The organism is Streptomyces sp. NH27 (assembly GCF_056859195.1).
Genome location: NZ_JACEGK010000269.1, coordinates 1 through 10,527 on the forward strand (window position 1 = coordinate 1; position 10,527 = coordinate 10,527).

Consider the following 10,527-nt stretch of genomic DNA (forward strand, 5'->3'; position numbering starts at 1 on the left):
GCGCTACGTATATGCCCGCGCCGCTCCCGGTGGCCCGCCCCCGGAGGTCCTGGCGTGGCCCCTTCGTCGTCGCCGGGCGAACGGGCGAACGGGCGAACGGCGGGCGCGGCGGGCTCGGCGGGAGCGGCCTGCCGCCGAGCCCGGTAGAAGGTCGGCGCCGAGAACGTGGTGTCGGTGGAGTTGGACCCGGCCGTGTCCGAGGCGGCGCAACGGGCTTTGCGGCATGCCGGCTACGGCAACGTGCGCGTCATCACCGGTGACGGCTTGCTCGGCTATCCGCCGTCCGCACCCTACGATCGAGTGATCGCCACGTGTGGCCTGCGGTCCGGCCTGTTCAACTGGGTATGCCAGACCACCCCTGGTGGCGTGATCGTCGTTCCCTGGGGGACGTACTACGGATACACCGAGGCCACGGCGCGGTTGGTGGTCGCCGAGGACGGGAGGAGTGCGTCCGGGCACTTCACCCGCCCGGTCAACTTCATGCGGATGCGGTCCCAGCGCCTGACCCGTCCCGAGCACGGCAGCTACGTTCCTGCGCAGGGCACAGGCGACGCGGAAAAGTCCACCACGACGATCACCGAAGCGGAGTTCCTGACCGGCAGTTTCGACGTGGAGGCGTTCGCGGTCGGTTTGCAGGTGCCGGACTGCACGCACACCCCGGATCGCAAACAGGCGGGGAAGCGGCCGGTGTGGTTCTACAGCCTGACGGACACGTCGTGGGCGGTCGTGGTCTTCCGCGACGGCAGCAAGGAGGCGACCGTCCACCAGTCCGGTCGCCGGCGACTGTGGGACGAGGCGGAGGCGGCGTTCCGCTGGTGGCAGCAGCAGGGGCGCCCCGACTTCCATCGGTTCGGCCTCACGGTGTCGGCCGACGGGCAGGTCCCCTGGCTGGACGACCCGTCCAACGTGCTGAGCCGGTGACGACGGAGCACGCCGACCGGCAGTGTCCTGGGCGGGCCGAGCAGGTCAACGCCTACGCCTCGTGGACGGGGCGGGAGGGCTTCGGCCGGCACTGGGACGACCATGATGTCGTCGTCGTGCAACTGCACGGCTCAAAGCGGTGGCGCCTGTGGGGTATGGCGTCCCTCGCGTTGCGCAGGGACGTTCCCCGCGCTTGCCCCTCACACGCCCGGTGGCTCGGTTCGCTCGCTCATGACCGGCGGGGGAAGGATGTTCCCGGGTTCGCCCAGCCAGTAGGACTGCTGATCACGGGTGATGGTCGCGCCGAAGCGTTCGCGCGGCGGATGCCCGTGGGACTCGTACCAGGAGTGGGCGAGTTCCAGCGTGTTCCACAGCTTCCGGGGGCCGGCCTGCTTGACCTTGGCGCCCTCCAGCCGGGCAAGGGACCCGTCCCGTGTCCAGACCCGGTACCCGATGGTGTTGCCGTCCTCGTCCAGCTCCGTTGCTTCACCGAACTCCCCCAGGACGAGGGACCGCACGAAGGGGAAGCCCTCGCCGTTCAGATCGCGGTGATCGATCTCGGCGGTGTGCTGTGTGAAGGGGCCGGCGTCGCGGGGATACGGGACGCTCCCGGTGTCGCCCTCGTCGCGGGCCTTCATGAAGTACGAGCCCCCGGCCAGGAAGTGGCCCTCCAGTACACCGTTGGCGTCCATGACCAGTCGGGCGTTGCCCCACCCCAGGGGGCACACCACGACGCCGCCCTCCCGAATGCCCCGCGCCAGCGCGTACGGAAAGGCGTCAAAGCCGCACGTCACGATGAGGCGGTCCAACGTCGGGTCGCCCGGGAAGCCCTTCCGTGCGTCTCCGGCCACCACGCGCGGCGAGTAACCGCACGCACGAAGCCGTGTCTCGGCGAGTCGGGACAGCGCCGGATCGACCTCGATCGTGATGAAGTTCTTGTCGCCGACCCGGTGGCAGATCAGCCCGCCGTTGTATCCGGTGCCCGTAGCGCCCTCACCGACCCGGTCACCGTCCTCGACGCCGAGCGCTTCCAGCATGTCGAGCATCAGGCTCGGTTGGCTCGAAGACGACGTGGCGTGGCCGTTGGTGACTTGTGTGGTCAGGGCCTCGCTTCCGTACACGGTGTCGAAGTACCCGGGGGATTCCGCGGTGACCGCTTCCCAGATGCCTCCAACCTGCCGATAGAAGACCGGCACGTAGATATGGCGCGGGGTCTCCTCGACGGCCGCGCGCCACTCGGGAGATCGCAGCGAGCTGTCGTCCGCGAGCCGCTGCGCGAGCGCGGCGCGCAGTGCTTTCGTGGCCTGGTCGTCGATACAGCTCAAGTGATCGCTCCTGACAGCAGGGAGGCGTGCGCCTCGGCGATGGGAAGACCTGTGGCCGCGGCGATGAACTGCCACTGGCCGGCGGGGTTGCACTCGTAGAAGACCCATTGGCCATCCGACAGGACGGCGAAGTCGAACGCTCCGTAGTTCAACCGGTAGCCGGCCATGAAGCGGTGGACGCCCTCGGTGACCTCGTCCGGGATCGAGATCGGCTCGTACTCCAGCGCATCGTAGTCACTGCGCCAGTCGGCCTTGGCACTGTCGCTGTTGGCGTGAATTGCCACGGGGAACATGCGCCGGCCGACCACGGTCAGCCGCACTTCGTAGTCCTTCGGGATCCACTCCTGAAGGTAGTGCGCGGTCAGCTCCAGCGATTCATCGAGGTCCGACACCTCGATGCGGCGGGTCGGGATCATTGTGGGCGGCGAGTCGGGCATGTGCAGCGATGCCGCTGCGATGGGCTTGGACGCGAGCGGGCCGCCAATGGCACGGCCCCAGCGCCGGGCGGCTGCCAGGTCGTTGCCGATGAAGGACCGAGGAACTCGGAGGCCGGCGGACGTGGCGGCAACGAGTTGCCCCGGTTTGTGCGCACTGGCCCGGTAGACGTCCGGGTGGTGCATCCACGCGACCGGCAGGGAGGAAAGGACCTGCACCATTCCGACCAGCGCCTGGGACACGGCCCAGTCCCGGTAGACCTCTGCGACCCCTGGTGCAATGGTGGGAAGCCCGGGCCGTCTGTAGTAGACGGCCCGGACGCCCTGAAGTTTCACCGCGCGCCCACGTCTCACCAAAGTGCCGGCCCATCCGGACGCTTCAGCCTGATGTTCGGCTGCGAGCGTGACGGACTGGGGGAACTCGGCCAGGTCGAATCGCAAGACAGGCACATTGCGCTCGTTGAGAGCCTGGACTACGAGGTCGGCCGTCGGATCGAGTTGTTCGGCAACGACGAGCACATGTCCACGCGGTGTGCTCATCGCCTCATGCCGTCATTGTGAGCAGGTGAGCCGACGGGGCGCGCTCCGGCTCAGGTTCGGAGAAGACGTACGGGTCGGGCCCTTCATCCGGCGGGTTGCCGGGCGTAGTGTCGTTGTTGGTCGCCGTGGACGAGGCGGCGATGGGCTCGTCAGCCCACAGGCCACCGTCGGTCGTGATGTTCACCTGGCGGGTCTCGTCGTACGTGAACGTCGAGGGATCGATGTTCACCACGAACGTGGGAGCCGGTGCTTTGACACCGAAAGGTACGAGAGTCGCAATCACTTCGTACAGCCTCCTTTGAGGACGGATGGTAATGAGCTGCCCGCACGTCGCGGGCGGAAACACCACGTCCGCGAGGTTGTTGCGACGGTCTGCGACAGACTCGTCATGGGCATCGCGGGCGTGGAGATCTGAGGGTCAGCGACCTTGTGCGCAAGTTGGTTTCCGCTCCGAGGCGACGGTGGGACAGTTGAGCGCGTCGGCGATCGTCGCGAGGTTGACCGGGGTGGCGCTGCGCCGGCCGGATTCGAGCTCGCCCGTCAACTGTTCGGAGATCCCGAGCGCGGGGTCAAGCCCTCGATTGGTCGGCCCCGCCTTCTCCCGCGCTCAACTGACCGTTTCGGGTTACCGGTTCAGCCGCGACGGACGCCGCTGGAACTTCCGGCTTCCGCTGGGCCTCGTGTCCGTGCCGTTCACGGTTGGGCGTCCTTCGACGGTTCGCTCGCGTTGTGCTCGCTGAGCAGGTGCGCAGGAACGTCGGCGATTGTGCCGGGGTGAGGGCGGTGTCCCGCAGGACGTCGTACGCCAACCGCAGCGGCTCGACTTCTTCCGGGTCCTCGGTGAGGTGGCCGCTCCAACTGCCCTGCGTGTACGCCACGGTGGGCCCGTCACGAAAGTAGACCAGCTCCAGCGCGTTGCGGATGTGGTGCGGCCCGGCCCCGAACGGCACCACGTGCAGCGAGATGTCCGGCTGCTGGGCCGCCTCGATGAGGTGTTCCACCTGCGCCGACCACGTCTGCGGGTTCCGCGCCCTGCGCCGCAGCACGGCTTCGTCGATCAACGCCCGGTAGTGTGCCGGGGCCGGGCCGGTCAGACGCTCCTGCCGAGCGAGCCGGGCCGCCACCTGCGCCTCCACCTGCTCCTTGCTCAGGCGCGTCATGTGCAGCTGCTCCTGCGCGTAGGCGCGGGTCTGGAGGAGGTCGGGGACAGCGCTGACGGCGTACTCCTGGATGCTGACCGCGTCGAGTTCCAGCGGCGCGAGCCCCAGCAGCAGCCGGTCCTTGGACTCCCGCTTGGCCAGGTGCCACAGCTTCACCAGCAGCGTCCCGGTCCCGTACACCCGGTCCAGGGCGCCGGCCGCCTCCACCGTCCCCAGCCGCTCCCCGTGCTCCAACCGGTGCAGGTACGACTGTTCGTAGCGGCACGCCTCCGCGAGCTGCATCAACGTCATCCCCGACTGCTGCCGCCGGTAGGCCAGTTCGCTCGCGTACAACTCCCGCGCCGACAGACACTCCCAACTGATCATGCCCTTGTCGCCGCTGCCCATGCGGATACCCCTTTCCTACGGTGTGGTTCGTGAGGGTGGTGGGCGTTCCCCGATAACGAGCCGATCCGCGTCAGGCGATGGCGGCACTCGGCGGTGAGGGGAAGCGCGGCCCAGACGACTTTCCCTTCGGGCCTGGTCAGCACGGCGCCCCAACGCCCCTCGGAGAGGCCGGCAACCACGTGGAGCCCACGGCCGCCCTCGGTATCGAAGGAGATGGGCCGCAGTACGGGGCGTGCGACGCTCTGGTCCCACACCGCGAGGTGCAGCCGCGTATTCGTCACCCACATGGTCACAGCGCACCGGCGTACGACCGACGGCCGGCCCCGATCGCCGTCGAACGGATCAGCGGAACTTCCCGCGTGGCGAACGGCGTTGCTGATCAGCTCGGTGACAACGGTCCCAGCGTAACGACACCTCTCCGGATAACCCCCAGCACTTGAGCGTGTCCCCGACGTGCCTCCGAGCAGGGCCGACAGCGGAAGGCTCGCACGCCAGGTCCAGCCTGTTGGAGTGACGGCCCGTCGGACCCATGATCACCCTCCCTGCACATAACTGCGTAACGAGTTCAACACCGTGAGTGGCGGCTTCGTTGCCGATGGCATGGACCCGAGAGGCCGCAAGTTGCAAGTGTTGCAACTTAATTGAACGGCAGATAGATGGATTGGCGTATTCGCCAATGCGCAACTCTTGGAGGGGCCATGGCAGTTGTACAGCGTCCGACGGTTCGCAGGCGCGTGCTGGCGGCGAACCTCCGCCGGCTACGGCTGGACACGGGGTTGGAGCAGGAGGATGCCGCACGCGAGTTGGCCTGCGACCTGTCGAAGATCTTCCGGATCGAGAAGGGCGAGTCCGGCATCCGTCAGGTCGACCTGCGCCTGTTGCTCGACCTGTACGGCATCACCGACCCCAAGGACCGGGAAGGTTGGCTCCTCCTCGCTCGGGAGAGCCGCAAGCGCCGCTGGTGGCGTTCGCTGGAGGACCAACTGCCGGATGACTTCCTGGACTTGGTCGGCCTGGAGGAGGATGTGACCCACCTGAGAGCCTTCGTGCCGGGGATCGTGCACGGCCTGCTCCAGACGGAGGCGTACGCGGAGGCGGTGATTGGAGCCGGTGAGCCCGGGCCGCTGAGCGAGAAGTGGCGGGCCAGGGTGAGCGTCCGCATGGAACGGCAGGTGGCACTCACTCGTAGCGAAGCGCCGCTGGAAGCGTGGATCATCCTCGGCGAGAGCGCCCTGCGTCAGCAGAACGGCGGGCCAGAGGTGCTGTACGACCAGCTCAGGCACCTCATGGCCCTGTCCGAGCTACCGAACCTCACGTTGCAGGTACTACCCTTTGCCGCGGGAGCCTACCGGGGCGGGCCGTTCTCCTTCAGCGTCTACCGCTTCCCCGATCCCTCGGAGATGGAAGTGGTCGTGTTGGAGAGTCACACGGCGCACTCCTACTTGGAAACCCCGGAAGACACCGGCTACTACGGGGATGTCTTTGACCGGTTGCGCGCCGCAGCGTTGAGCCCCATCGATTCACAGGTCTTCATAGGCGAAGTTGCGAAGCAGCTCCGTCAGTAGAGAGAGCTACCCAGATGCGAGAGAACTGGTTCAAGAGCAGCTACAGCGGCCAGAACGGCGACTGCGTCGAGACGCGGCTCCGCGGTGAGCTGGTCGGCTGCCGTGACTCCAAGGACACCGCAGGACCAGCCCTCGCCTTCGAGCCCGAGCAGTGGCAAAGCTTCGTGAACGCCATAAAGGCCGACCACTTCCCCACCCTGGGCGCCTGACCCGCCCCCTTCCGCCGGACACGACTCCACCCCAGGCACTCGACAGCCCAGCTTCGTACCGCGCCATCCACGAGCCGATCAAGGAGCGCCGCGCATGAACAAGCAGGTCGATCTCACCAACGCCGTCTGGGCCAGGAGCGAGATGTCCGACGCTGGAAACAACTGCCTGGAGGTCGCGTTCGTGGACGGGGTTGTCGCGCTGCGCGACTCCGTGGACGTGGGCGCCCCCGACGCCAAGGTGCTGATCATCTCCGAGAAGGACTACGAACTCTTCACCAAGAGCGTGTGCGACGGTCAGCGCAACCTTCTCCTTCCCTGACACCGTTCCCCGCAAGGGACGGACCGGCCCCCGCTCACCCAAGAGCGGGGGCCGAGCGCGTTGGGGACGGTAATGCGCCCTGCCCGACGGGCGCCCGTACGTCCGGCGACTACACGTTCAACTCCGGCCGGCAGGACTGGGAGACCCAGAAGTACATCTATTCGGATGACATCCCCATGTACGCCGGTGGGTCCGATGTGACGCACTGGAACCTCGGATTCGGCCAACTGCCGGTCGGATCGGTGGCCGACGAGCGTGCTGCACAGCGCCACGCAGCCAGGCAGCACTACTTCGTTCGAGCGCAAGGTCATCGATCCGCGGCAGTGGCGCGGGCATGGGCTGTGGCCAGGTCGTGGAACATCGCCCCGTTGAGACGGAAGGCGTGGGTGACCTCGCGGGCAATCCGATGGGACTCGTCACCGGCCACTGGCAGCGTGTCCAGGACGGTCCGGTAGCGGCGTCGGTAGGCGGGGGGATCGGTGACGTGGTCGAAGTGGTAGAACAGCGCGCCCTCGTGGGTGTGGCCCCAGGCCGTGGCGGCGAGGTCGCGGACGATCTGGCCGCCGGCGAGGTCGCCCATGTAGCGGGTGTAGTGGTGGGCCACATACCCGGCCGGCCAGGTCCGGGCGACCTCGGCGACCCGTGCGCAGTAGACGCGGGTCGCCGGAACCGGCACCAGGGTTTGCCTCCAGCAGGGCCCGTCAAGGTGTGCCAGGTCGCGCTCCAACGCGGCGACCCGCGACAATCCCGGGTCCAACAGCGGTCCCACCAGCGGATGATCGCGAAGCGCCTCCGCGGCGGCCTCCAGTTCGCCGTAGACGAACCAGAGTTGGCGCGACAACGCGGTGAACGCCGCCGCGTCCAGCCGGCCTCCGAGAAGATCGGCCATGAAGGGTGACTGCCGGGTGCTGTCGTGTTCGGCTCGCATCGCGACCCGCATCAGCCCCGACAGGCGCGCCGAGCCCTCGGTTCGTTCCGGTGCGGAGCTCGGTTCCACGGCATCCTCCACGGTCGTCCGGCGCCAGACGTGTCTCGCCGCGGCGCGCACCCCACACATACCGCCTACCGGACTCAACGATTCGGATTGTCACTCGTTCAGAGTCGCGGCCGCACCCGGCGATACGCACACCCGGAGGCGCCGGATCACGGAGTTCGCCTTAGCAGTGACGACAAAGCCTTCGTCATCCCCGCATGCTGTCGGCCCATTCTTCCCCACTCGTTCGAGGGACCCGCGGTGGAGAAGCGCTGTGGGGCAGCCGATGACTTCATCAGCGGAGGACGGTCCGCCGCCGGTAGGGAGCACTCCATGCACCCCCGTGCCATCACCACGCTGATCGCTTTCGGTATCGGCATGGCCGCCTGCGCCCTGCACGTGCGCTCCTCCACGACGAGCGCGGCCATGCCGGCGTGGGCGGGCGCCACGTGGGCACCGGCGGCACCGCGGACGTGATGCGGTTCCCCTGCCGGAGGGCACGGGGCCGGTTCCGGGACTTCGACGTCATCTACGTGAAATGGGGAGTCATGAGACTCCGTTCGGTCCTTGCCGTCGCGGCGGCACTGGTTGCGCTGGTCACCGCGGGCCGTGCCCAGGATGCCCCGGCAGCAGTCGCGCTACCGTCGGCGCCGACGGACGCGCCGATCACCGTACGGGTGGACACCGGGCTGCTGCGGGGTGACTCGACCGCGACGGCCCGGCACTTCCTGGGTGTGCCCTACGCGAAACCGCCGGTCGGCGGGCTGCGTTGGGCCCCGCCGCGGCCCGCACCCCGGTGGTCCGGTGTCCGAGACGCCACCCGGCCCGGCAGCGGCTGCCCGCAGGCGGCGTCCCCGGGGCAGCCCGCCTCGACGGACGAGGACTGCCTGTTCGTCAACGTCACCACGCCGCGCCGGGAAGTGCCGGGCGCCAGGCTGCCGGTCATGGTGTGGTGGCACGGCGGCGGCTACACCAGCGGCGCCGGCAGTGTCTACAACGCCGACCGGCTGGCGGCCCAGGGCAACGTCATCGTGGTGACGCTCAACTACCGGCTGGGCATCTTCGGCTACTTCGGCTTGCCCGGTCTTCCCGGATCAGGCGACTTCGGGCTGGAGGACCAGCTCGCCGGCACGCGGTGGGCCCAACGCAACGCCGCGGTCTTCGGCGGCGACCCGCACAACATCACCGTCTTCGGCGAGTCCGCGGGCGGTATGTCCGCGTGCGCGACGCTCACCTCTCCGCAGGCGCGGGGCCTGGTCGACAAGGCGAGCATCTCGTCCGGGTCGTGCCTCCTGGACTGGCCGACCGGCGGCCTGTACCCGAGCGCACCGCAGCAGACGCCGTACACCTCGCTGCGGCAGGACCAGGCAGACGGCGTCACAGCCGCCCGGAGCATCGGATGCCCGACCAGCGAACTGTCCTGCATGCGAGCCAAACCCACCGCCGACCTGCTCCCGCTCACCGAGGACTTCGCCGACCACCTCGCCTACGACACCCCGCTGCTACCGCGGAACCCGGCGACAGCGCTGCGGGAGGGACGGTTCCTCCACGTGCCGGTGATCTCCGGAGGAAACCGGGACGAGGCACGCCCGTTCGTAGGCGGCGCCATGCTTGCCGACCCGACGCTGACCATCACCGACAAGAACTACCCGACCATGCTCCGCACCACCTTCGGCACCAACGCGGACCGGGTGGCGGCCCGTTACCCACTGTCCCGGTACGCGTCGCCGCCAATGGCCTGGGCCACCCTCATCACCGACGCGACGTGGGCCTGCCAGACAGCCACCGCCGACCGCTACCTGGCCGCACACACTACCGTGTACCCGAACGAGTTCGCGGATCCGAACGCCCCCGACGTGAACGGGTTCGACATCCCCGGGCTGCCCATGGGAGCCGCCCACGGCAGCGACCTGCCGTCGCTGTTCGACCTGGGCGGCCACTACCTGTTGAAGACGAAGGCGCAACAGGCGATGGGAGCGACGATGGTCGAGTACTGGGCCGGCTTCGCCCGCACCGGCGACCCCAACCACGCCGGAGCACCGAAATGGGACGCGGGGACCGTCCGGGGCACCGGCCAGATGCAGTTCGTGCCGGACCGGATTCGCGAGGCGAACGTGGCTGCCCAACACCAATGCCCGTTCTGGGCGACCATCCGATAGCAGCAGAGAAGTCGCGCCGAAGCAGCGCGGGCCGCCGGCCGCCTCGTCCACCAGCGGGCGGTCGCGGCAATGACCGTCAGCTGGGTCTGGTCGGAGAAGACCGCCCACGAACCCCTCGTCGCGATCCCCGACTTCGAAGCCGCCTGGATCCAAGCGGACTCGGGTCGGAGCCGGAGCCGGACCCGGGGTTGCGGCTGACCTACCACCCCGCACAGCAAATCGTCCGGGTCGAAGTGGATCTCGACCCGGACGATTGTGTAGCTATGGTGCGCGGACGATCTCGTGAACGTCCCATATGTGTCCGAGGGGGGACTTGAACCCCCACGCCCGATAAAGGGCACTAGCACCTCAAGCTAGCGCGTCTGCCATTCCGCCACCCGGACCGGGTGTGTCACCGCGGCGAAGGGGCCGGGGCGACGAGGTAAACCATAGCAAAGATCCAGACCCGGAAATCACGGCCGGAGGCGGCGGCCGGGCGCGGGTCGAGGGGGTCGGGTCGAGGGCCGGAAGGGCGTACGGCCCGCCGTGCCCTCCC

12 protein-coding genes, 1 tRNA gene and 1 pseudogene are annotated in these 10,527 nt (G+C 68.4%); 7 read left to right on the forward strand and 7 right to left on the reverse strand.

Annotated elements, in window-relative coordinates; translation table 11 throughout:
- Positions 1-165: 165 nt before the first annotated feature.
- Both AC13HU_RS21600 and AC13HU_RS21605 read left to right on the forward strand, forming a co-directional pair.
- Positions 166-921 carry a methyltransferase domain-containing protein gene (locus tag AC13HU_RS21600; protein ID WP_483043564.1) on the forward strand — a complete coding sequence of 252 codons (756 nt, stop codon included), beginning with the start codon at positions 166-168 and terminating at the stop codon, positions 919-921.
- 41 nt (positions 922-962) lie between these two features.
- A pseudogene (locus AC13HU_RS21605) lies at positions 963-1,079 on the forward strand (JmjC domain-containing protein); the annotation flags it as partial.
- A 42-nt stretch (positions 1,080-1,121) separates the two neighbouring features.
- On the opposite strand, the gene AC13HU_RS21610 reads toward AC13HU_RS21605, so the two are convergent.
- The 5 genes from AC13HU_RS21610 to AC13HU_RS21630 all read right to left on the reverse strand — a co-directional run bounded on the left by AC13HU_RS21610 (position 1,122) and on the right by AC13HU_RS21630 (position 5,243).
- A complete protein-coding gene (locus tag AC13HU_RS21610; protein ID WP_483043565.1) occupies positions 1,122-2,246 on the reverse strand; it encodes a methyltransferase domain-containing protein in 1,125 nt (374 codons plus the stop codon).
- Complete coding sequence (locus AC13HU_RS21615; RefSeq protein WP_483043566.1) at positions 2,243-3,220, reverse strand: MvdC/MvdD family ATP grasp protein; 978 nt, start codon at positions 3,218-3,220, stop codon at positions 2,243-2,245. The genes AC13HU_RS21610 and AC13HU_RS21615 overlap by 4 nt, the downstream gene beginning before the upstream one ends.
- Before the next feature lie 4 nt (positions 3,221-3,224).
- On the reverse strand, positions 3,225-3,449 hold the full coding sequence (locus AC13HU_RS21620; RefSeq protein ID WP_483043567.1) for a hypothetical protein: 225 nt from the start codon (positions 3,447-3,449) through the stop codon (positions 3,225-3,227).
- 340 nt (positions 3,450-3,789) lie between these two features.
- Complete coding sequence (locus AC13HU_RS21625; protein WP_483043568.1) at positions 3,790-4,767, reverse strand: helix-turn-helix domain-containing protein; 978 nt, start codon at positions 4,765-4,767, stop codon at positions 3,790-3,792.
- Entirely contained in the window at positions 4,743-5,243 is a 501-nt protein-coding gene (locus AC13HU_RS21630) for an ATP-binding protein (protein WP_483043575.1), read from the reverse strand. Before AC13HU_RS21630 ends, AC13HU_RS21625 begins: the two co-directional genes overlap by 25 nt.
- 258 nt (positions 5,244-5,501) lie before the next feature.
- Between AC13HU_RS21630 and AC13HU_RS21635 the strand changes: the two genes are divergently transcribed.
- The 3 genes from AC13HU_RS21635 to AC13HU_RS21645 all read left to right on the forward strand — a co-directional run bounded on the left by AC13HU_RS21635 (position 5,502) and on the right by AC13HU_RS21645 (position 6,860).
- Positions 5,502-6,332 carry a helix-turn-helix domain-containing protein gene (locus AC13HU_RS21635; protein WP_483043569.1) on the forward strand — a complete coding sequence of 277 codons (831 nt, stop codon included), beginning with the start codon at positions 5,502-5,504 and terminating at the stop codon, positions 6,330-6,332.
- Between the two features lie 14 nt (positions 6,333-6,346).
- Positions 6,347-6,541, forward strand: coding sequence for a DUF397 domain-containing protein (locus AC13HU_RS21640; protein WP_483043570.1), 195 nt, complete (start codon positions 6,347-6,349; stop codon positions 6,539-6,541).
- A gap of 94 nt (positions 6,542-6,635) precedes the next feature.
- Positions 6,636-6,860 carry a DUF397 domain-containing protein gene (locus AC13HU_RS21645; protein WP_483043571.1) on the forward strand — a complete coding sequence of 75 codons (225 nt, stop codon included), beginning with the start codon at positions 6,636-6,638 and terminating at the stop codon, positions 6,858-6,860.
- A gap of 307 nt (positions 6,861-7,167) precedes the next feature.
- On the opposite strand, the gene AC13HU_RS21650 is transcribed toward AC13HU_RS21645, so the two are convergent.
- Complete coding sequence (locus AC13HU_RS21650; protein WP_483043572.1) at positions 7,168-7,857, reverse strand: biliverdin-producing heme oxygenase; 690 nt, start codon at positions 7,855-7,857, stop codon at positions 7,168-7,170.
- 309 nt (positions 7,858-8,166) lie between these two features.
- Between AC13HU_RS21650 and AC13HU_RS21655 the strand changes: the two genes are divergently transcribed.
- Together AC13HU_RS21655 and AC13HU_RS21660 are read left to right on the forward strand one after the other, a co-directional pair.
- Positions 8,167-8,310 carry a hypothetical protein gene (locus AC13HU_RS21655; RefSeq protein WP_483043573.1) on the forward strand — a complete coding sequence of 48 codons (144 nt, stop codon included), beginning with the start codon at positions 8,167-8,169 and terminating at the stop codon, positions 8,308-8,310.
- Positions 8,311-8,381: 71 nt separating this feature from the next.
- Entirely contained in the window at positions 8,382-9,992 is a 1,611-nt protein-coding gene (locus tag AC13HU_RS21660; protein WP_483043574.1) for a carboxylesterase/lipase family protein, read from the forward strand.
- 298 nt (positions 9,993-10,290) lie between these two features.
- On the opposite strand, the gene AC13HU_RS21665 is transcribed toward AC13HU_RS21660, so the two are convergent.
- Positions 10,291-10,375: transfer RNA gene (locus AC13HU_RS21665), tRNA-Leu, on the reverse strand.
- Between the last annotated feature and the right edge of the window lie 152 nt (positions 10,376-10,527).

Excerpts from the sequence above, each read along its gene's own strand:
- AC13HU_RS21615 (WP_483043566.1), bottom strand. The coding sequence starts at position 3,220 with ATGAGCACACCGCGTGGACATGTGCTCGTCGTTGCCGAACAACTCGAT.
- AC13HU_RS21625 (WP_483043568.1), bottom strand. The coding sequence starts at position 4,767 with ATGGGCAGCGGCGACAAGGGCATGATCAGTTGGGAGTGTCTGTCGGCG.
- AC13HU_RS21640 (WP_483043570.1), top strand. The coding sequence starts at position 6,347 with ATGCGAGAGAACTGGTTCAAGAGCAGCTACAGCGGCCAGAACGGCGAC.
- AC13HU_RS21645 (WP_483043571.1), top strand. The coding sequence starts at position 6,636 with ATGAACAAGCAGGTCGATCTCACCAACGCCGTCTGGGCCAGGAGCGAG.
- AC13HU_RS21655 (WP_483043573.1), top strand. The coding sequence starts at position 8,167 with ATGCACCCCCGTGCCATCACCACGCTGATCGCTTTCGGTATCGGCATG.
- AC13HU_RS21660 (WP_483043574.1), top strand. The coding sequence starts at position 8,382 with ATGAGACTCCGTTCGGTCCTTGCCGTCGCGGCGGCACTGGTTGCGCTG.